Origin of the sequence: Actinomycetospora sp. (assembly GCF_036497585.1) — a bacterium.
In the GTDB taxonomy this organism is placed as follows: Bacteria; Actinomycetota; Actinomycetes; order Mycobacteriales; family Pseudonocardiaceae; genus Actinomycetospora.
This window is the reverse complement of the sequence record NZ_DASXJD010000196.1, coordinates 26004-46811: the sequence shown is the minus strand read 5'-3', so window position 1 is coordinate 46811 and position 20808 is coordinate 26004. Positions and strand designations below refer to the sequence as shown.

18 protein-coding genes and 1 pseudogene are annotated in these 20808 nt (G+C 73.4%); 7 read left to right on the top strand and 12 right to left on the bottom strand.

The genetic code is table 11. The features are described 5' to 3' along the window. Positions 1–19: 19 nt before the first annotated feature. The 6 genes from VGH76_RS18910 to VGH76_RS18885 form a co-directional block, all read right to left on the bottom strand. Positions 20–616 (bottom strand): hypothetical protein, encoded by a 597-nt coding sequence (locus tag VGH76_RS18910; RefSeq protein WP_331558260.1) that lies wholly within the window; start codon positions 614–616, stop codon positions 20–22. Positions 617–653: 37 nt separating this feature from the next. After that, positions 654–869: a hypothetical protein gene (locus VGH76_RS18905; RefSeq protein ID WP_331558259.1), complete on the bottom strand. Its 216-nt coding sequence runs from the start codon at positions 867–869 to the stop codon at positions 654–656. Positions 870–1109: 240 nt separating this feature from the next. After that, complete coding sequence (zwf, locus tag VGH76_RS18900; RefSeq protein WP_331558258.1) at positions 1110–2558, bottom strand: glucose-6-phosphate dehydrogenase; 1449 nt, start codon at positions 2556–2558, stop codon at positions 1110–1112. A gap of 18 nt (positions 2559–2576) precedes the next feature. After that, the gene (locus VGH76_RS18895; protein ID WP_331558257.1) at positions 2577–2744 is read right to left on the bottom strand and encodes a hypothetical protein; all 168 of its coding nucleotides are present in this window, start codon (positions 2742–2744) and stop codon (positions 2577–2579) included. Positions 2745–2969: 225 nt separating this feature from the next. Then, positions 2970–3815 (bottom strand): aldo/keto reductase, encoded by an 846-nt coding sequence (locus VGH76_RS18890; RefSeq protein WP_331558256.1) that lies wholly within the window; start codon positions 3813–3815, stop codon positions 2970–2972. A gap of 284 nt (positions 3816–4099) precedes the next feature. Continuing rightward, entirely contained in the window at positions 4100–6100 is a 2001-nt protein-coding gene (locus VGH76_RS18885; RefSeq protein WP_331558255.1) for a glycosyltransferase, read from the bottom strand. 355 nt (positions 6101–6455) lie between these two features. Here VGH76_RS18885 and VGH76_RS18880 point away from each other — a divergent pair, with 355 nt between their 5' ends. Genes VGH76_RS18880 through VGH76_RS18860 form a run of 5 tightly spaced genes read left to right on the top strand, consistent with a single transcriptional unit; the run spans position 6456 to position 12728 of the window. Further along, entirely contained in the window at positions 6456–8282 is a 1827-nt protein-coding gene (locus VGH76_RS18880) for an amino acid adenylation domain-containing protein (protein ID WP_331558254.1), read from the top strand. Continuing rightward, positions 8279–9532 (top strand): cytochrome P450, encoded by a 1254-nt coding sequence (locus VGH76_RS18875; protein ID WP_331558253.1) that lies wholly within the window; start codon positions 8279–8281, stop codon positions 9530–9532. Before VGH76_RS18880 ends, VGH76_RS18875 begins: the two co-directional genes overlap by 4 nt. Beyond that, positions 9529–10680, top strand: a complete 1152-nt coding sequence (locus VGH76_RS18870; RefSeq protein WP_331558252.1) for a hypothetical protein — start codon at positions 9529–9531, stop codon at positions 10678–10680. Before VGH76_RS18875 ends, VGH76_RS18870 begins: the two co-directional genes overlap by 4 nt. 4 nt (positions 10681–10684) lie before the next feature. Next, complete coding sequence (locus tag VGH76_RS18865) at positions 10685–11863, top strand: hypothetical protein (protein ID WP_331558251.1); 1179 nt, start codon at positions 10685–10687, stop codon at positions 11861–11863. Between the two features lie 40 nt (positions 11864–11903). After that, the gene (locus tag VGH76_RS18860) at positions 11904–12728 is read left to right on the top strand and encodes a TIGR02206 family membrane protein (protein ID WP_331558250.1); all 825 of its coding nucleotides are present in this window, start codon (positions 11904–11906) and stop codon (positions 12726–12728) included. A 34-nt stretch (positions 12729–12762) separates the two neighbouring features. Here VGH76_RS18860 and VGH76_RS18855 read toward each other — a convergent pair. The 3 genes and pseudogenes from VGH76_RS18855 to VGH76_RS18845 form a co-directional block, all read right to left on the bottom strand. Further along, positions 12763–13284: pseudogene (locus tag VGH76_RS18855) on the bottom strand (DUF899 family protein); the annotation flags it as partial. Then, entirely contained in the window at positions 13281–13679 is a 399-nt protein-coding gene (locus VGH76_RS18850; protein ID WP_331558249.1) for a helix-turn-helix domain-containing protein, read from the bottom strand. The gene VGH76_RS18850 and the pseudogene VGH76_RS18855, both read right to left, overlap by 4 nt. Then, positions 13669–14109 carry an SRPBCC domain-containing protein gene (locus VGH76_RS18845; protein WP_331558248.1) on the bottom strand — a complete coding sequence of 147 codons (441 nt, stop codon included), beginning with the start codon at positions 14107–14109 and terminating at the stop codon, positions 13669–13671. Before VGH76_RS18845 ends, VGH76_RS18850 begins: the two co-directional genes overlap by 11 nt. Positions 14110–14262: 153 nt before the next feature. Between VGH76_RS18845 and VGH76_RS18840 the strand changes: the two genes are divergently transcribed. Together VGH76_RS18840 and VGH76_RS18835 are read left to right on the top strand one after the other, a co-directional pair. Continuing rightward, positions 14263–15369, top strand: coding sequence for a cation diffusion facilitator family transporter (locus tag VGH76_RS18840; protein ID WP_331558247.1), 1107 nt, complete (start codon positions 14263–14265; stop codon positions 15367–15369). A gap of 167 nt (positions 15370–15536) precedes the next feature. Continuing rightward, positions 15537–16787, top strand: a complete 1251-nt coding sequence (locus VGH76_RS18835; RefSeq protein ID WP_331558246.1) for a cytochrome P450 — start codon at positions 15537–15539, stop codon at positions 16785–16787. Positions 16788–16796: 9 nt separating this feature from the next. Here the strand turns inward: VGH76_RS18835 and VGH76_RS18830 are convergent, their stop codons facing one another. From VGH76_RS18830 to htpG, 3 genes are read right to left on the bottom strand one after another with little or no spacing between them, the layout of a single operon-like run. Continuing rightward, positions 16797–17645, bottom strand: coding sequence for an NUDIX hydrolase (locus tag VGH76_RS18830; RefSeq protein WP_331558286.1), 849 nt, complete (start codon positions 17643–17645; stop codon positions 16797–16799). A gap of 50 nt (positions 17646–17695) precedes the next feature. Then, on the bottom strand, positions 17696–18688 hold the full coding sequence (locus VGH76_RS18825; RefSeq protein ID WP_331558245.1) for an LLM class flavin-dependent oxidoreductase: 993 nt from the start codon (positions 18686–18688) through the stop codon (positions 17696–17698). Positions 18689–18717: 29 nt separating this feature from the next. Then, positions 18718–20607 carry a molecular chaperone HtpG gene (gene htpG, locus VGH76_RS18820; RefSeq protein ID WP_331558244.1) on the bottom strand — a complete coding sequence of 630 codons (1890 nt, stop codon included), beginning with the start codon at positions 20605–20607 and terminating at the stop codon, positions 18718–18720. Positions 20608–20808: the final 201 nt, after the last annotated feature.

The window sequence follows — 20808 nt, the reverse complement described above, 5'->3', positions numbered from 1 at the left end:
TCGTTCCCACGGCTGCGCCTCACCCCGCATGCCCTCCGTCATCGAGGTGATTCGGCGTCACCGTCCCCACGGGCCGGTCAGGCTCGACGAGCGGACGGAGTCTGTCGCACAGGCTGCGGACCGTGGGCCCGAGGTCTGCCGCGTGCCGATCCAGCTCGGCCGCCCGCGGCGCGATGTCCGACAACAGCGCCAATGCCCGGAGCGCCAGGTTCCCGGCGTCCGCGAGCCGGTCCCGCCCGAGCAGTTCCTCGATCTCCTCACCGAGGCTCGCCAACGTGTACGACGCGGTGTCCGGCACGAGGTGCCCCTCGAGCCCGTGCGGGAACGGGTCGCGGGCTCGCAGCTCGCCGAGCGCCCCGAGGACGCCGTCCGCTGCCGAGTACCGGTCGAGTACACCGATCACCCAGAACAGCCGCGCGGTGAGCCGTGGCCGTCCGGGAAAGCCGTCCAGCCACCGCAGCAGCGCCTCGTCCCCACCGACGCGCTCGGCCACGCGGACCAGGCTCGTTGCGAGTGGGTTCGGCAGTTCGCGACTGAAGGGCAGCACGCGGGAGACCTGGTCGGCCAAGCGCGCGCACTCCTCGACGTCGAGCTTGCCCGCGCGGAATGCCGCCACCAGATCCGGATCGAGATCGAAGGCCGTACTCGGAACCTCATTCATGCCCTGCCGCCCGCCTGCGCAGGAGCTGGACGAGGAACACCACGCCCGCCACGGCGATCACGATGAAGATTTGCACCTGCCACCGGTAGGGCGCTGTGAGCATGTCCATCCCGCCGCTGAGGTGGACGGCGCGACCGTCCGACAGATCGTTGGACTCGAGCGGCGAGGGACACGGGTCCGCCCGGTTCGAAGACGTCATGGTGGCCACGCTCGCCCGCCGGCACCTCCTTCTGCTTCGGCTTCGCAGCGTGAATCGACCCGCCACCGCTCGGTCCCCGAGGGCACGGTGATGCCGCGTCGACGATCGCCCGTCGTGGCGGACACCGCTGAACCGGCACGGCCCCACCGGGATGGGCCCGGCCTCTCGAAGGCTTCGGAGGGGCGACGCAGGACGACCAGGCGCTGCGCGAGGCGGTCCTTCACGACCGCGTGCCCGTCGCGGGCGAGGTCAGCCTCCGCCGTCGCCCTTCGCGTCGGTTTCCCCGTCCGTCTCGGCGTCCGTCTCCGGCAACCGCCAGCCGCGCCGGCCGGGGAGGCGCAATGCCTCGGTGGGACCCCACGAATGCCGTGGGTAGGGGATCGTCTTCGGCGGATGGCGAAGCAGCGGGTCGAACAGCCCCCAGAGCAGCTCCGTCGCCTCCGTGTGCAGGAACAGGGTGGTGTCGCCGCGTAGGACGTCGAGCAGCAGCCGCTCGTAGGCCTCGAGCGGCTCGGCCTGGGGGAAGGACTCCAGGAGGTCGAGTCGCATCCGGGCGCGGGCCAGCCGGAAGTCGGGACCGGGGACCTTGGACCGGACGTCGGCGAAGATCCGCGGGTCCTCGCTCAGCTCGATCACCAGCTCGTTGCAGGTGTCGTCGACGTCGCCGGGGAAGACCTTGAGCGGTGGCTCGCGGAAGCCGATCGTGATGGTGCGCCTGCCTTCGGCGAGCGCCTTGCCGGTCCGCAGGTGGAACGGCACACCGATCCAGGTCCAGTCGTCGACGTAGACCTCCATCGCGACGAAGGTCTCCACGACCGACGCCCGGTCCACACCCGGCTCGTCGCGGTAGCCCTCGTACTGGCCGTAGACCACGCGGTCCGGGTCCACGGGGCGGATAGCGCGGAAGACCTTCGTCATCTCGTGGTTGAGGGAGTCGCCGTCCATGCGCGACGGGGGCTCGATGGCCACCAATCCGAGCAGCTGGAACAGGTGCGTCGAGATCATGTCGCGTAGCGTCCCCGTCGACTCCATGAACTCCGCCCGGCCCTGGATGTCGATCTCCTCGGGCACGTCGATCTGCACGTAGCACACGTGCCGGTGGTTCCAGACCGGCTCGAAGAGCCCGTTGGCGAAGCGGAGGGCCAGGATGTTCTGCACCGCCTCCTTACCCAGGAAGTGGTCGATCCGGTAGATGTGCCGCTCATCGACGACCGCGTGCAGGACGGCGTTCAACCGCCGGGCCGAGGCCAGGTCGCGGCCGAACGGCTTCTCCAGAACGATCTTCGTCGGTCGGCCCGCCGTGAAGGATCCGAGCATGCGAACGACGGACTCCGTCGCCGCCGGCGGTACTGCGAGGTAGTAGCAGCGCTCGGCGTTCGGGCCGAGTGCAGCGGCTGCGAAGGCAACGGCCTTCTCGAGCGCCGCGCCCCGGTCGTCGGACAGGGTGACGAACGTGATCCGCCGATCGAAGCCCAACCACACCTGCGGGTCGACCGGGCCATGGCGCCGCTCGATCGCCACGCGCACCAATTCGAGGAACGCACCCGTCGTGTCCGGCTCGGTGCGCCCCGAGCACACCATGCGGAAGCCGCGCGGGAGCAGGTCTAGCTGGTAGAGGCGATAGAGCGCGGGGAAGAGCTTGCGCCGCGCCAGGTCGCCCGTCGCCCCGAGCACGACCAGGACGTGCGGGCCGGGCATACACGGATCGACCACAGGTCAGCGCCCGTCGTCGGCTCGGACCAGGGCGGTGTCGACCAGGTGCTCGGCGACGAGCCACGCCGTCGTCTCCCCGGTCCGCCGCACCCTGCCGAAGGCCTGCAGTTCGTGGCCGTGCTGGTGCAGCCCGGGTGGCGGAGCGGCCGCGGGCTTCGAGGTCGTGGTCATGCGCCCTCCCGCTGACGTCTGGGACTCCAGTCTCGGCCGTGTCAACCGCGTGGCAGTCCGGTCCGAGGGGCTGAAATCGACGGACCGGACTCGACCCGACGGCGCAGCCGCCGCCCACACCCGCCGCGGCCGGGCGCCACGACGGCGATCTCCTGGGGTTCCAGGGGCACGGGTCGGGATCGAATCCGTTCGTCGCGGTTGTTCGGCGTGATCGCCGGGTTGCCGTCAGAGTGCCTCCAGCCTGCGCGGCTGGACCGGCGGCGGGAACGCCTGGTCGAGCAGGTAGAGGTCATCGCGGCCGAGACCGATCCCCCGCGCCTCGGCGTTGGCCCGCACGTGCTCGGGTCTTCCGGTGCGCGGGATGGCGCTGACACCGTCGTGGGCCAGTACCCACGCCAATGCGATCTGGGCGGCCGTGGCGGAGTGGCGCTGCGCGACCTCGGTGAGCACGGGGTGGCGCAGCAGACGGCCCTGCTCGATCGGCGAGTACGCCATCGCGGGAATGCCGTGGGCGGAGAGCCACGGCAGCAGGGCGTACTCCGCTCCGCGACGGACCAGGTTGAAGAGAACCTGGTCGGTCTGCGCCTGGTCCCCGCCCGGCACGGCGGCCAGGTCGATCAGGTCGTCGACGTCGAGGTTGCTCACCCCCCAGTAGCGGATCAGCCCTGCTGCCTGCAGATCGGCGAAGCCCGCGACGGTCTCGGCCAGCGCGACCTGGCCGCGCCAGTGCAGCAGGTAGAGATCGATGTGGTCGACGGCCAGCCTCGCGAGGCTGGCCTGGCAGGCCCGGACCGTGCCGGTGCGCGTCGCGTGGTGCGGAAGCACCTTGTCGACGAGGAACACCTCATCACGACGGCCTGCGATCGCCTCGCCCACCAGCACTTCAGTCGCCCCGTCGGCGTACATCTCGGCGGTGTCGACAAGGGTCAGCCCGAGGTCGAGCCCCAGTCGGAGCGCGGCGATCTCGTCGGATCGGCGAGCCGGCCTCTCGGCCAGGTGCCACGTGCCCTGACCCATTGCGGGGATGGCCTCTCCGGACGGAAGGGTGACGGGGCGCGACGTGCTGGTCATGGGGGAACCTCGCAGACTGGGACGGGACCGTCTGCCGCTCGATCCTCCGCGGCGTGTCCGCCCCCGCCACGGACCCCGGCACGCGAAGCGGCACGGCAGGGCTGGGCCCCGAAGGACGGTGCGGCCGCCCCCGCGGGTCGTCATCGTCGGCGCCTCGAGGGCTGCGAATGCTCGACATCCATCCCGCGGCGCGCATCGACTGCGGCGCCTGCGAGCCCATCTGCCCGGTCGAGACCATCCATCGGGGAGGACGAGGGCGACTCGCCGACATCCTCCTCGCGGGATCACAGCACCGCGGCGTCGCCCTCCGGGCCGCCGGGGATCGGCCGGCCCAGCACCCGCGCGAACGCCCGCTGGTAGGCGTCGGTCATCGCCGAGACCGTGTAGTTCTCCAGCCCCCAGCGCCGACCGGCCTCGCCGAGGGCGGCGACGCGGTTCCGGTCGGCCAGCACGCCGTCGAGCGCGGCGGCCCAGGCCTCGCGGGTGACCGGTTCGACGACGACGCCGGCCCGACCGTGGTCGAGCATCTCGGCGACGCTGCCGCTGGCCGAGGCCATGACCGGCATCCCGCGGGTGAGGGCCTCGACGATCGCCAGCGGGAACGCCTCGAACCCGCTCGGCACGCACAGCACGTCGAACTCGGCGAACGCGTGGTCCGGCCCCGGGGACGGGCCCCGCCACCAGACCCGGTCGCGCAGGTGCGCCGGCGACTCCGCGGTGAGCCGCTCCCGGTCGGGGCCCTCGCCGAAGATGTCCAGCGTCCACTCCCGCCGCCGGTCCGCGCCCAGCGCGTCGAGCGCGTGGACCAGCAGCATCGGGTTCTTGTACTCCTTGATCCGCGACAGCATCCCGAAGCGCAGCGGGCCCGCCGGGTCGGCGCGGAACGGCAGCGGCTCGGCCGCCGGGACGCCGTTCGGCGCGACCATGACGGTGTCGTGCAGGCGCTGGTGGCGGGTCAGGTCGCGGTGGTGCTGCGCGGAGAGGACGAGCATCCCGTCGGCGCTGCGCAGCGCCCGGGCCTGGACCTCGGAGAAGGTGGGGTGGTCGGGCTCGGCCGGATCGTGCAGCGCGGGCAGCCACCAGCGCCGTCCCCCGGCGACGCGGGCCTGGGCCCGCCACCCGAGTGCGAACCCGATCTCGGTGCGGGTGCCGCCGGCGATGACGATCGCGTCCTCGGTGCCGACGTCGACCACCGGCTGCCACCAGGGCTGGAACACCAGACGGACCCGGGGGTCGAGCTCGCCCAGGAGGATCCCGAGGTGCTGCATGCACACGACGACGACGGGGTGGCCGCGCGCGACGAGCTCGTTCGCGAGCTGGACGCGCTGGCGTTCCGCGCCGCCGAGCGCGACGCCGTTCGTGGCGATCACGATGGTCGGGCGCCCGCCGGACCGGCGGGCCTCCACGGTCCGGCGCTCGCGTCGCCGCGCGCGCTGCGAGGGCTGCACCCGGTCGAGGACCAGCGCGGCGGCCGAGAACACCCGGCCGCGGCCGCCGTTGCCGCCGGGACCGTGATCGGCCCCGGTACCCAGGACGAGGGCCCGGGCCGCGCGGCGGAGGTCCTCGTTCCGCGCCGCCCAGGGGTCGTCGCCGCGCGCGGGCGTGCGGCGGACCTGCGGGCCGTCGTCGTCGACCAGCCGCAGCGACCACCCGTGCTCGCGGGCCAGGCGCTGCCAGGCCGCGTCCTCGCCGCCGTCGAAGAACCAGTCGTCGAGCTCGCCGAGCGCGTCCCACGCCTCGCGGGCCACGAGCAGGCAGCCGCCGGTGAGGTAGCCGTCGACCTCCTCCGGGGCGCGCCGGTAGAGCTCGCCGCCCGGCCTCCCCCGCAGCGCCGGGGCGAGCCCGGCCACCGCCGCGAGGTCGCGCAGCACGGTCTGCGGGCGGCGGGCCACGTCCCAGGGCTCGTCGCCGTCGTCGGCGAGGCCGTCCCCGGTGGGGGCGACGACGGCGACGCCGGGCTCGGCGAGCACCTCGCGCACCCGGGTCAGCGGCCCCAGCAGCTCGACGTCGGGGTCCAGCAGCAGGACGTCGCCGTCGGGGACCCGCGCCATGAGCCGGTTGACCGCGATCGCGTACCCGACGTTCGACTCCGACAGCGTCCACTCCACGTCCGGACGCCGGGCGGCGAGCTCGGCGACCGCGGGCGAGTCCGTCGAACGGTTGTCCCACACCAGGACGCGGGCCTCGGGCAGCCACTTCTCGACCCCGGCCAGGGCCCGGTCGAGGAGGTCGACACGACGGTGCGAGACGATCAGGACCGTCGGCTCACGGAGGCCGGTGGACACGCTCCGGGGCTCCTCCCCGTCGACGACGAAAGCGCCCGCATCGTGTCACGGTCGGCTGGGGCACCCGTGTCGCGGTGCGGGTCCGTTCGTTGTCAAGGGGTCGTGTGCCGACGAGCCGGGTCGTGATCACGCACCCGGACAACCTCGGCGGGCGCCACGCGTCACGTTGCTAGGGTCCGGATTGGCCAAAGGGAGTAGGCGTGTCCTCTGCGGGAGCAGTGATGTCCCCGGCTCGCCGCCGTCTCCCGGCCGCCCTGGATCGATTCACGGAAGCGGACGTCCCCGTGGTCGGCGCCGCCGCCGCCCACGCCCGGGCCCGCCGTGCACCACGGCCCACCTGTGTGATCGGAGACTGATGAGGGCAGACACCGTCGAGCCACCCGCCCGCCCGAGTGCGCAGGCGCCCGCCACGTCCGTCCCGGTGCCCGCGCGCATCGCCGCCCACGGCGCGAGTGCCGCCGACCGCGTCGCGGTCACGGGCCCGGACACGACGCTGACGTACGGGGAGCTCGACGACCGCGCCGACCGGTTGGCCGCGGCCCTGCAGGCCGCGGGCGCCCGCCCCGGGTCCTGCGTGGCCGTCCTGCTGCCCCGCTCCGCGCGCTACGTCCTGGCGGCGGCGGCGGTGATGAAGGCCGGGGCGGCGTACCTGCCGCTGGATCCGGCCACCCCCGCCGACCGGGTCGAGTACATCCTGGGCGACGCGGCCACCGCGGTCGTGCTCACCGACCACGAGCGCGCCGGCACCCTGCCGGCCGGGCCGTGGACGGTGATCGACCTCGACGAGCCGCGCAGCCTGGTCCCGGCGCCGCAGACGCCGGCGGATCCGCACATCGGACCGGACAGCCTGGCGTACGTGATCTACACCTCGGGCAGCACCGGGCGCCCCAAGGGCGTCGAGATCACCCACGCCAACCTGGCGAACCTGGTCGACTGGCACAACGCGGCGTTCGAGGTGAGCAGCGACGACCGCGCCTCGCAGGTGGCCGGGCTCGGCTTCGACGCGGCGGTCTGGGAGATCTGGCCGCCGCTGGCGGCCGGCGCGGCGCTGCACGTCGCCGACGAGGGGACCCACCGCTCGCCCCAGCTGCTCCAGGACTGGCTGGTCGAGAAGCAGATCACGATCGGCTTCGCGCCCACACTGCTCGCCGAGCAGCTCATCGCGGCCCAGTGGCCGGCCCACACCGCGCTGCGCACCCTGCTGACCGGGGCGGAGCGGCTCAACCGCCGGCCGCTGGCGGGGCTGCCGTTCACCCTGGTCAACAACTACGGGCCGACCGAGTGCACGGTGGTGGCGACCTCGGGCGAGGTCGGCCCGGAGGGGAACCACCCCGGCCCGCCCTCGATCGGCCGGCCGATCCCGGGCACGCTCGCGCTGCTGCTCGACGAGGCCCAGCGCCCGGTCGGCGAGGGCGAGCCGGGTGAGCTGGTGCTGGCCGGGCCGCACGTCGGGCGCGGCTACCGCCATGACCCCGAGCGCACCGCCGAGCGCTTCGTCACCGTGCGCACCGGCGACGGCGAGACGGTGCGGGCCTACCGCACCGGTGACCGCGTCCGGCGCCTGGACGACGGCCGGCTGATCTTCCTCGGCCGCCTCGACGACCAGGTCAAGGTCCGCGGCTACCGGATCGAGCCGGCGGAGATCACCAGCTGGCTCACCCAGGCCCCCGGCGTCGGCGCCGGCACCGTGACCGTGCTGGGTGACGAGTCGGGCGAGGGCGAGCGGGAACTGGTGGCCTACGTCGTCGCCTCGGGCGACCAGCCGCCGGCCGCCGCGGAGGTCCGCGCCTTCCTCGCCGCGCAGCTGCCCGACTACATGGTGCCCGCCCACGTCGTGACCCTGGACGCGCTGCCGATGACCCCCAACGGCAAGCTCGACCGGGCGGCCCTGCCCCGGCCGGCCGTGGTCGCCGAGCCGGCGGCGTCGCCGGCCGGGGAGAGCACCGACGACGTCAAGGTCTGGCTCGGCGAGCTGATCGCCGAGCTGCTCAACCTCGGCCAGGTCGGCGAGGACGACAACATCTTCCTGCTCGGCGGCCACTCGATGCTGGCCATGCAGGTGGTCTCGAGGGTCCGGCAGCGCTACGGGGTCAAGATGACGCTGCGGCAGCTCTTCCGCGGCCCGACGGTCTCGGCGATCGCCGCCGAGGTCGCCCAGCAGCAGCAGGAGGCGAGCGCATGACCGAGCAGAGCACCGTCGCCCCGGAGCTCGAGGAGGAGACGCGCAGCTACGCCGAGCTGCTCGACCCCGAGGTGCTGGCCGACCCGTACCCGCTGTACAAGAACCTGCGCACCACCGACCCGGTGCACTGGGACCCGTTCCTGCACGCCTGGGTGGTCACCGGCTACGACGACGTCACGACCGTGCTGAAGCGGTTCTCGGCCCGCCGCACCCCACCGCCGGAGTACTTCGAGCTGCTCGGGGTCCCGGAGGTCGCGCCGGTCGCCGAGCTGATGGTCCGCATGATGCTGTTCATGGACTCCCCGGAGCACCCCCGGGTCCGGCGGCTCGCGAGCGCGGCGTTCACCCCGGCGCGGGTCGCGGTGCTCGACCAGCGCATCGCCGAGATCGGTGAGCAGCTCCTCGACCAGGTCCTCGCCCGCGGCGACGGCCACATGGAGCTCATGGCCGACTTCGCCGACCCGCTGCCCGCGATGGTCACCACCGACCTCCTGGGCGTGCCGGTCGAGGACCACATGGACCTCAAGCGCTGGTCGACGACGTTCGCCGAGATGCTGGGCAACTTCCAGCACAACCCCGAGCGGCTCGGCGGCGTGCTCGAGGCGGTGCAGAACCTCATCGCCTACTTCACGAGGGAGGTCGAGGCGCAGCGCGAGAAGCCGGTGGACGGGCTGGTCTCGGCCTACATCCAGGCCGAGGTCGACGGCGACCGGTTCACCACCGAGGAGATCGTCGCCAACTGCATCGTCACCATGGTCGGCGGTCTCGAGACCACCACCAACCTGTTCGGCAACGGGCTGCTCGCGCTGCTGCGCGACCCCGAGGCGATGGCCCGGCTGCGCGCCCACCCGGAGCTGATGGACTCCGCGGTGGAGGAGCTGCTGCGCTTCGAGAGCCCCAGCCAGCACACCGCCCGCCTCGCGCCCCGCGACCTCGAGCTCGGGGGCAAGCAGATCGGGAAGAAGCAGGCGGTGATCGCGGTGATGGGGTCGGCCAACCGCGACCCGCAGCGCTTCGGAGACCCCGACCGGCTCGACCTGGCCCGCACCGACAACCGCCACGTCGCCTTCGCGTGGGGCGCGCACTTCTGCTTCGGCGCGCCGCTGGCCCGCCTTGAGGGCCGCATCGGCTTCGAGACGCTGCTGCGGCGGCTCCCGACGATCGAGCTCACCGACGAGCCGCTGACCTGGCGCGAGAACCTCGGGCTGCGCGGGCTCACCGCCCTGCCGCTGGAGGTGTCCGGCACGTGAGCGCGGAGTCCACCGGGACAGCGGCCGCCGCGCCGACGGCCTTCGTCGAACCGCCCGAGCTGCGGCCGGCGACCTTCGACGACTTCCCCGCCATGCACGGGCTCGAGTCGCGGTTCCTGACGAACATCTTCTCGCCGGAGGACCGGCGGGCGCTGTTCGAGGAGAACCCGCTCTGGCCCCGGTTGAAGGACCGCTGGACCGTCGGGTGGGTCCTCGAGGACCCGGACGGGTCGATCGTCGGGGCGGTCACCAACGTGCCCTCGCCCTACGTGCTGCACGGCGAGGAGAAGATCTGCGGCAACGGTCTCGCCTGGGCCGTCACCGAGGAGCACCGCGGCTACGCGGCGCTGCTCATGGACGAGTACTTCGAGCAGGAGCAGGCCGACTTCGTCGCCAGCTCCAACGTCGGGGTGGGCGCGACGACGATCTGGCAGGCGTACGGCACCCGGGTCCCGCTCGGGGACTGGGGCAGGGCCGCCTACGTCGTCACCAACCGTCGGTCCTTCACCCGCGAGGTGCTGGCGATGAAGGGGATCCCCCTGGCGGGGGCCCTCTCCGTGCCGGCCGCGGCGGGGCTCGCCGTCAAGGAGGGCGCCACCGCCCGGAAGTTGGCCGGGCCGCCGGAGGGCGTCGAGATCGTCGAGGCCCGCGGCTTCGACGACCGGTTCGACGCATTCTGGGAGGAGCTGCGCGCGAAGCACGCGGACATGCTGCTGGCCGTCCGGGACCGGGCGACCCTCGAATGGCACTACCGCATCCCGCTGCGCGCCGGGCGGCTCTGGGTCTACACCGCCGAGCGGGCCGGGTCGATCCGCGCGTTCTGCGTGGTCAAGGAGTACACCCGCCCGACGGGCATGCGCAGCATGAAGATCGTCGACTACCAGACCGTCGAGGACGCGGTCGACCTGCTGCCCGGCCTCGCCCGCGCGGCGGCCGAGCGCAGCGCCGACGCCCGGCTGGGCATGCTCGAGCACAACGGCTGCGACATCCCGAAGATGAGCGGCTTCGACGACGTCGCGCCCTACCGGATCACCAAGGCCGCCTGGTCCTTCTACTACCGCACGACCGACCCGGACCTCGCCGACACCCTGGCGCACCCGGACGCGTGGGACCCCTCCGAGTACGACGGTGACACCAGCTTCATGTAGGTCGGTGGCGGGCGCCTGCGGCCCCGTCGCGTTCGCCGCCGTCCTCGTCGTGGTGTCCACCCACACCGCGATGAACCTGGGCGGGCCGCCCGCGGCCGCGTGGTACGCCGTCGCGGCCGGGGTGGTGGCGCTGCTGCTCCCGGCGGCGACGGAGCTGCTGGCCCGTGCGCCGTGGTGGGTGCTGCCCGTGCTCGTCGTGGCCTGCCTGGGGACGCTCACCACGGTGTTCGTCGTCGGCGTGCCCCCCGCCGACGACCTCGTCCTCGGGGTCGGCAGCGACCGCGCGAACGCCCTCGACGTGGCCCTGGGCGAGCTCGCCGCGGGCCGCTACCCCTACGCCGCGACGACCTACCTGGGGAACCCGATCACCCCGCTGCCCGGGGCGCTCGTGCTGGCGGCCCCGTTCCGGTTCCTGCTCGGCTCGGCGGCCTGGCAGAACGTCGCGTGGACCGCGCTGCTGCTGCCGCTGCTGCACGGCGGCTGGCGGTTGCGGCCGGGCCCGACCCTGGTGTGGCTGCTGACCGTCGCCGGCGGCCTCGAGGTGTGGCGCGAGTTCCTCATCGGCGATGACCTGGTCGCCGGGACCGTGCCCGCCCTCGCCGCGGCGGTGTGGACGCTGCGGACGGCTCGTCCCGACGGCGGGTCGGTGCGGCTCCTGACGGCGGCCGCGGTGGCGCTCGGGGTGGCCACCTGCACCCGGCCGCACCTGGCGCTCGTCGTCGCGATCGTCGCGGTGGCCGTGGGGCTGCGGGCGGGACGGCGGCGGGGGTTGCTGGTCGGGGGCGTCGCGGGCCTGGTGTGGCTGGTGCTGATCGTGCCGTTCCTGCTCGGCGGGCTCGCCCGGTTCTCGCCGTTGCACGTGGCGGCGAAGGTGACCGACGAGCGTGGGCTCTCGGTCGGCATCGTCGTGATCGGGCTCGCGGCGGCGCTGCTGCTCGCCGCGGCGCTGTGGTGGCTGCGGCCGGCGTCGGAGGTGGCGGTCGCGTGGTGCGCTGCGGCGGTGCTGGTGGCGCCCTCGCTGCTCTCGCTGGCCCGCGCGCTGGTCGAGACCGGCGCGGTGTGGAGCGCCGACCTCACGCTCGGCGCGGTCGCGGTGCCGATCGCGGCGTGGGCGGTGGTCGCGGGCGCGGAGGTCGGGGCGGACGCGGCGAGCGGCGAGGATCCGGTCGCGCTGGCCGCCTGAGGGTTCCGCGGCCGCGAGGAGGGCGAGGACGATCGGCCCGGTGCACGCCGTCGTGCCCCTCGCCGCCCCCGACAGGATCTTCCTGCCCTGGGGCACGTCGCACCTCGCCGTCCTCACGGTCACCGTGCTCGGGGCGATCGGGCTCGTCGAGCTCGCGCGCCGCGGCGACGCCCGGACGGTGCGGGTCGCCGGGCTCGTCCTCGCGGGCGCCCTCACCCTCGTCACCGCCGGCTACCAGGTCGCCGCGTTCGACCCGGCCCGTCCCGGGCTCACCCTGCCCCTGCAGCTCTCCGACCTCGCGCCCTACGCCGCGGCGTGGGCCGTCGTGTCCGGGCAGCGGTGGGCGACGGTGCTGACCTACTACTGGGGCCTCACGCTCTCCGTGCAGGCGCTGCTCACCCCGGCGCTGGGCGGCGCCGACTTCCCGGCGCCGTCGTTCCTGGTGTTCTTCAGCGACCACGTCCTCGTCGTGTGGATCGCGGTCCTGCTCACCTGGGGTCTGCGCCGGCACCCGACGTGGTGGGACTACCGGGTCGCCCTCGGCGCGACGGTGCTGTGGGCGGTGCCGGCGCAGGTCGTCAACGTGGTGACCGGGGCGAACTACGGCTACCTCGGCCACAAGCCCGAGACGGCGTCGCTGCTCGACGTGCTCGGGCCGTGGCCGTGGTACCTGCTCGTCGAGGCGGCGCTCGTCGTCGGGGTGTGGGCGCTGATCACGCTCCCGTGGGTGCGCCCGCCCGGCGGAACCGGCCGAAGCTGGTGGCCACGTCCGCGGTCGTCAGCAGGTTCGGCATCATCGCCGAGGGGACCTGCTCGACACCCTCCGGGGAGTCCTCCCAGTCCTCCCCCCGGCCGTGCGGGGTGAGGTCGAGCAGCGTCGTCACGAACGCGAGGTGCTCGATCCCGCGCCCCGTCGTCGCGTAGGTCCGGTGCACCGCGTCGCCGTCGCGGACGAACACGGAGAAGCCGAAGCCCTCACCGGCGCCGGTGTCGGCCGAGAAGGTGGTGCCCCGTGAGGAGACCACCGGCAGCGTCCACCCCCGTTCCCGCCAGTAGTGCTGCGCCTGCTCGAGCGGCATGTCCGTCACGTGCAGCCACGTCACGTCGTGCTCGGCGAGCAGGCGCGGCGCGCTGGCCGGGACGTTGTCCGTGAACCACGTGCAGCCGCCGCAGTAGGCGTCGGGCCCGCGGTCCATGAACTGGTAGACCACGAGCGTCCCGCGGCAGTCGAACAGGTCGAGCAGGGTCCGCGGGCCGGTCGGGGTGGTGAAGACGTGGTGGGCTCCGAAGGGCGTCATCGGCAGCCGCCGGCGGCGGGCCGCGAGCGCGTCGCGGGCGTGGGTGAGGTCCTTCTCGGCGGCGAGCAGGTCGGCGCGGGCGCGTTCCCACGCGGCGGCGTCGACGATCGGGGGCAGGGTCATGGCTCCTCCTGGTCGGTGGCATCGAGATGGTCGTGCAGGGCGGCGAGCGGGCCGTCCCAGTCGCGGGCCAGGGCGGCGAGGTAGCGCTGCGCGGTGCGCATGGGGGCGGACCGGACGCGGTGGCGGATGCGGCGCCGCTCCCCCGGCTCCACGCTGACCAGGGCCGCCCCGGTCAGCCGGTCGAGGTGCTTGGTGACGGCCTGGCGGGAGATCGGGAGCCGGCCCGCGAGGTCGGTCGCGGTGGACGGGCCGTGGGTCGCGAGGTCGGCGAGGATCGCGCGCCGGGTCGGGTCGGCGAGGGCGGCGAAGACCGCCTCGGCGGTGCTCTCGGCGGTCCCCTCGACGTCCCCGGGCTGGGCGTCCCCGGGCTGGGCGGCGCTGCGCTCAGGCGGCATGGACGGCGTCGAGATGGGCCGCGAGGTCTCCGAGCTCGTGGTCCCACCCGTCGGTGTTGCCGCTGTGCGCGCGGTGCTCGTCCGGCCCGAGCTGGGCGAAGCCGGTCTCCACGAGGTGCAGCCGGGTGCCCGTCGGGATCGGTTCGAGGGTGAACTCGACGTAGGTACGGCGCGGGTCCTCCCGGGGCAGCCCGTCGATCCGCCAGGTGAAGCCGAAGGCCGTGGGCTCCTCGACGCGCTCGATGCGCAGGTCCTGGTGGTGGCCCTCGGCGGTCCAGATGAGCGAGCCGGCGCCGCCGGGCCGCAGGTCGATCTCGGCCCGGTCGCCGAACCACGCGGCGAGGCCCTCGGCGGTGGTGATCGCGGTCCACACCCGCTCCGGCGGGTGGGCGAGCTCGATGGTCCGTTCGATCCGGTCCGGGAATGCCACGTCGACCTCCTGTCGCAACTGCTCGGTTGCGACCCAAACTATGGCAACCATGTGGTTGCGTCAAGGCCCGCGCCGAGACGTTTCCCGGCGATCGCGTGGCGCCCGACGGCAACGGGTAGAGCGGTCGTCGCGGACGAAACAGGAGGAACGCCCATGACCGTCGGCCCCCCGGATTCCCGGACCGCGGAGGACGCCACCGCCGGACCCGAGCCGGACGACCCGACCGACGAGGGCCGCGAGGACGGGGAGTCCTCCTCGGGCCAGAGCACGCTCTCGGTGGTCCTCGCCTTCCTCGCCAACGCGGCGGTCGGGGTCCTCAAGCTCGTGGCGGGTCTCCTCACCGGCTCGTCGGCCATGCTCGCCGAGGCCGCCCACTCGGTGGCGGACTGCACCACCGAGGTGCTGCTGTTCACCGCCCTGCGGCGCTCGGTGCGCCGGCCCGACCGGACCCACCCCTTCGGCTACGGCAAGGAGCGCTTCTTCTGGTCGATGATCGCGGCGGTGTCGGTCTTCGTCACCGGCGCGACCTACTCGATCTACGAGGGCATCACGACGATCGTCGAGAACCCCCGTGACCCCGCCGAGGAGCAGTACGCCTGGGTGGCGTTCGCGGTCCTCGGGCTCTCCGCGATCATCGAGGGCATCTCCTGGCAGCAGGCCGTCCGGCAGGTCTGGCGGGAGAAGCAGGAGCTCCGGCTGCCGCTGCGGCGCTACCTCGCGCTCTCCGACGACCCGACGGTCAAGAGCGTGCTCTTCGAGGACACCGCGGCGCTGCTCGGCCTCGCGTTCGCCGCGATCGGCGTGGCCCTGCACCGCGCGACCGGGTCCTCGGTCTGGGACGGCATCGCCTCGGTCCTCATCGGTCTGCTGCTCGCCGGCGTCGCGTTCTCGCTCGGCAGCTCGAACAAGGCGCTGCTCATCGGCCGGGCCGCGGAGCCGCGGGTGCTCCAGGCGGTCTACGAGCACCTCGACGCGGCACCCGAGGTCGTCGCCGTCGTGGACCTGCAGTCGATGCTCACCGGCACCGACTCCGTGCTGCTCTGCGCCCGGGTCGACTTCGTCGACGAGCTCACGGCCGGCGACCTCGAGCGGGCCTGCGTGCGTCTCGACGACGAGCTGCACGAGCGGTTCCACGACCTCGACCAGGTCTTCATCGAGCCGGTGCCCCGGACCGACCCCGACGTGCGGGCCGCCGTGCTGCAGCGCTACGGGACGACCCTGGACCATCTGCGGGAGAGCCGGACCGCGCCCGACCAGTGAGCCGGTGCGTCGCCGGGGGCGCGCGCCATGATGGGCGCCGACACCCCGGAGGGAGGGAGCCCGATCAACGACGCGTTCTTCGAGAGACGGTTCCCCGATGTTCCCGCGGGGTGTGATCCGGAACCCCCCTTTCGTCGGGCGGGGTGGAAGGAGCAGGGTCTCGGGTCGTGAGCGTGCACACCGAACCGGACGTGGCCCCCGTCCCGCCGCTGGGCCTGCGCCGCGACGGGCTCGACCCGGACCCGCGCGTCACCGCGCTGCGCGAGCACGACGGCACGTGCCCGGTGACGACGCTGGCGGGCCACCGGGCCGAGCTGGTGGCGGGCTTCCACGACGCCCGGACGGTGCACGGCGACCCCGCGTTCAGGTTCGAGACGGTCCCGCCCCCGCCGGGAATCACCGATGAGCTCACCGCCGCCGAGATGCACCGCCGCCGCAGCGGGATGCTGCTCGCGATCGACCCGCCGGACCACACCCGGCTGCGTCGGATGCTCACCGGCCGGTTCACGGTGCGGGCCATGAAGGCGCTGGAGCCGCGGGTCGCGGCCATCGTGGCGGACGCCCTCACGGCGATGGCGGACGGCGGGCCCCCGGCGGACCTCGTCGCCGACTTCGCGCTGCCCGTGCCCTCCCTGGTGATCTGCGAGCTGCTCGGTGTCCCCTACGCCGACCGCGGCGGGTTCCAGGAGCGCGCCGAGCGCACGCTGCGCTCCGACCTCACCCCCGCGAAGCGCTCGCAGGTCATCCGCGCCTCCCGCGAGTACATGGCCACCCTGGTGGAACGTGCCCGGCGCGACCCCGGCGACGACCTGATCGGCATGCTGGTCCGCGAGCACGGCGACCGTCCCGCGGCCGAGGGCGGGATCGACGGCGAAGAGCTCGCGGGGCTGGCCAACCTGCTGCTCATCGCCGGCCACGAGACCACGTCCAACGTGATCGCCCTGGGCGCTCTCGAACTGCTCACCGACCCGGACCAGATGGCGCTCCTGCGCGCCGCCGTCTCCGACCCCGACCCGGCTCCCCTGACCCGGGCCGTCGAGGAGCTGCTCCGTCACGTGTCCCCGGTGTCGGCGGGCTTCCCGCGGGTGGCGAGCCGCGACGTCGTCGTCGGAACCCACGAGATCCGGGCCGGCACGATGGTGACCGCCTCGCTGTGCGCCGCCAACCGGGACTCGGCGCTGGCGTCGGGCGACCTGGACCACCTCGACCTGTCCCGGGAGCCGCTCCCCCACGTCGCCTTCGGCTACGGCATCCACCACTGCCTGGGAGCGCCGCTGGCGCGCATCGAGCTGCGGATCGCGTTCTCGGCGCTCCTGGACCGGTTCCCGGGGCTGGCGCTCGCGGTCGACCCGGCCGAGCTCGAGTTCCGCCGCGACGCCCTCATCCACGGCGTGGAGGCCCTGCCGGTGACGTGGTGACCCCGGCCCTCAGCCCGCGGCGTTGAGCTCCGCGTAGCGCGCGGGCAGCGCGAGACGGACCGGGTCGGCGGTGGTGTCGAGGCCGGGCATCACCGGGTCGGGGATCGGGCGGTCGGCGGCGTCGAGGACCTCGGCCACCGTGGGGTACTGCGCGAGCTCGAGGAACGTGCAGTACTGCGGTGGGAGCATCGCGACGCTCTGTCCGGCGGAGCTCAGCGCGTCGTGCACGCCGAGCCACCCGGCCGCGTCGGACTCGGTGGAGCCGGCGGCGGCGTGCTGCCCGGCCGGGCTCGCCGTCACGAAGAAGAACGTGCGGTAACGCCGCGGCTCGAACTCCGGGGTGATCCAGCACGTCCACGGCCGGAGCAGGTCGGTGCGCAGCACCAGGGAGCGCTCGCGCAGCACGTCGGTGAACGCGGTCTCGCGGGCCTCGAGGGCCCGCCGCGCCTCGGCCCACTCCGGCCCGGAGGTGTCGGCGACGACGGAGGCCCCGTCCGGGCCGGCGAGCAGCACCCCCGACTCCTCGAACGTCTCCCGGATCGCCGCCGAGACCACCGCGCGGGCCGCGGCCTCGTCGAGACCCAGGCGCCCGGCCCAGGTCGACGGCGGCGGCCCGACCCATCTGACGTCGTCGGTCGCGTCCCGCGGGTCGACCCCGCCGCCCGGGAAGACCACCATCCCGCCAGCGAACGCCATCTGCGTGCGGCGCCGCAGCAGGAACGCCTCGACGCCCCCGGCGGCGCCGTCACGCAGCAGGATCGTCGAGGCCGCCGCCTTCGGCTCCACCGGCGCGGCGGCCCGGGCCCGGTAGTCCTCGAGCTGGTCGGCGAATCCCGGGGGCAGCGCGGTCGGGTCCATCACGGACCCATCTGATCACACGTGGACCTCGGTCCCTCTCGACCGGCGCGTCAGACGGCGGCGACCTTGGGCGCGACCTCGCCCAGCAGCTCGATCGAGTGCAGCAGGTCGGCGTGGCGCAGGCGCGGGTTGGTCATCTGCAGGTTGATCCGGTCGACCCCGCCCAGCTGCTCGGAGATGCGCGTCAGCTTCGTCGCCACCTGGTCGGGGTCGCCGACGACGTACGCGCCGTCCGGACCGCGGGTCGCGTCGAACTGCCGCCGGGTGGGCGGCATCCCGCCGCGCTCGCGGGCGATCGTCGTGAACATCGCCTCCCAGCCCGGGTAGAACGCGTTGGTGGCCTTCGCGACGTCGTCGCCGAGGAACCCGAAGCAGTGCAGCCCGACCTTCAGCTGCTCCGGGTCGTGCCCGGCCTGCTCCCCGGCCCGCCGGTAGAGGTCGATCAGCGGCGCGAACTGGCGTGGCTCACCGCCGATGATCGCGACCATGAGCGGCAGGCCGAGCGTGCCCGCCCGCAGGAACGACTCCGGCGTGCCGCCCACCCCGACCCAGATGGGGAACGGGTCCTGCACCGGGCGCGGGTAGACCGGCTGCTCGTGCAGCGGGGGCCGGTGCTTGCCCGACCACGTCACGACGGCGTCGTCGCGCAGCCGCAGCAGCAGGTTGAGCTTCTCGACGAACAGCTCGTCGTAGTCCTCGAACGCCAGCCCGAACAGCGGGAACGCCTCGATGAACGAGCCGCGCCCGACGACGAGCTCGACGCGACCGCCGCTGATCAGGTCGACCGTCGCGTACTCCTGGAACACCCGCACCGGGTCCGCGGCCGACAGCACCGTCACGGCCGAGCGCAACCGGATCCGGCGGGTGCGCGACGCCGCGGCGGCCAGGATTATCGCGGGCGCCGCGTCGTAGTACTCGGCGCGGTGGTGCTCACCGATGCCGTAGGAGTAGAGCCCGGCCCGCTCGGCCGTCTCGATCTCCTCCATCAGGTGCGCGAACCGCTCCACCGGCCCGACCACCTGCTCGGTGTCGGGCTCGGTCACCTTCGCGACGAAGCTGTCGACGCCGACCTTCACAGGGTGGCCGCCAGGCGCTGGGCGAGCTTCCCGACGAACGCCGAGGGCTCCTTGAGCTCGCCGCCCTCGGCCAGCAGCGCCATGTCGTGCAGCAGCGAGGCGGTCTCGGCGACGCCGGCGTCGTCGGGCTTCGCCTCGTGGGCGGCCTTGAGGTTCTGCACCAGCGGGTGCTTCGGGTTGAGCTCGAGCGCCCGCTTCTGGACCGGCAGCTCCTGGCCCATCGAGCGCATCATCTGCTCGAGCTGCGGCGGGATCGCGCCGACCTCGCCGACCAGGCACGCCGGCGAGGTGGTCAGGCGCGTGGAGAGCCGGACCTCGGAGACGTCGTCGGCGAGCGTCGTCGTCATCCAGGACAGCAGGTCGTCGAAGCCCTCGGGCTTCTCGGCCTCGTCGCCCAGGTCGACGTCGCCCTGCGAGATCGACGCGAACGGCTTGGCGTCGTCGCCCGTTCCGTAGGCGGGCACCGCGCCGACCCAGACCTCGTCGACCTGGTCGGTGAGCAGCAGGACCTCGTAGCCCTTGGCGCGGAACGCCTCGATGTGCGGGGAGTTCTCGACGCTCGCGCGGGACTCACCGGTGACGTAGTAGATCGACTCCTGGCCCTCGGGCATCCGCGCGACGTACTCGGCGAGCGTGGTGAGCACCTCCGGGTCGTGCGTCGAGGCGAAGCTCGAGGCCTCCAGGACGGCCTGGGCGTTCTCGGCGTCGGTGAGCAGGCCCTCCTTGAGCGCGCGGCCGCACTCGGTCCAGAAGGTGCCGTACTTCTCCGGGCTCTCGCTGCGCATCGTCGTGATCGTCTGCAGCACGCGCTTGACCAGACGCTTGCGGATCAGCTGGATCTGGCGGTCCTGCTGGAGGAGCTCCCGGGAGACGTTGAGCGAGAGGTCCTGCGCGTCGACGACGCCCTTGACGAAGCGCAGGTACTCGGGGACGAGCGCCTCGCAGTCCTCCATGACGAAGACGCGCTTCACGTACAGCTGCACGCCGCGCCGGGCGTCGCGGTAGTAGAGGTCCATCGGCGCGTGGCTGGGCAGGAACAGCAGCGCCTGGTACTCGAAGGTGCCCTCGCCGGTGAACCGCATCGTCTCGAGCGGCTCCTGCCAGTCGTGCGAGACGTGGCGGTAGAACTCGGCGTACTCCTCGTCGGTCACCTCGGAGCGCGGGCGCGCCCACAGGGCCTTCCGGGAGTTGATCGGCTCGTCGGAGCTCTCCTCGTCCTCGCCGCCCTCGCCCGGGTTCAGCAGGATCGGCCAGGTGATGAAGTCCGAGTAGCGCTTGACGATGCGCGTGACGACGGCCGGGTCGGCGTAGTCGTGCAGGCTGTCCTCGGCGTCCTCGGCCTTGAGGTGCACGGTGATGCTGGTGCCCTGCGGCGCCTCGGGCGCCTCGGAGAGCTCGTAGGTCCCCTCGCCCGCCGACTCCCAGTGCACCCCGCCCTCGGTGCCGGCGCGACGGGTCGTCATCTCGACCTTGTCGGCCACCATGAAGCTCGAGTAGAAGCCGATGCCGAACTGCCCGATCAGCTCCGCCGCGACCTCCTCGCTGCCACCCGCCTGGGCCTCCCGGAGCTTGGCCAGCGTCTCGGCGGTCCCCGACTTCGCGATGGTCCCGATCAGGCTGACGACGTCGTCCCGGCTCATCCCGATGCCGTTGTCGGTGATCGTCAGCGAGCGGTTCGCGGCGTCGGTGCGCAGCTCGATGTGGAGGTCCGAGGTGTCGACCCCGAGGTCCTTGTCCCGGTAGGACTCCATCCGCAGCTTGTCCAGCGCGTCGGAGGCGTTGGAGATCAGCTCCCGCAGGAACACGTCCTTGTCGGAGTAGATCGAGTGGATCATCAGCTGGAGCAGCTGACGGGCCTCGGCCTGGAACTCGATCGTCTCGGTCATCGCTTCCCTGCGTCCTTCCACGGCGTGCCAGATCGGTCGTTCACCACGATAACGGCGCGCCCGACCGGTCCTGGCGGCGGTGACGCACGGTGAGCCGCCGCGGCGGGCGGCGCTCCGTGAGCCGCATCTGCCTGGTGACCCTGGGAGCGATCGGGCGGCGGCGCGGACGGTGACCCTGGGTGAGAGACGTCGGAGGGGCCG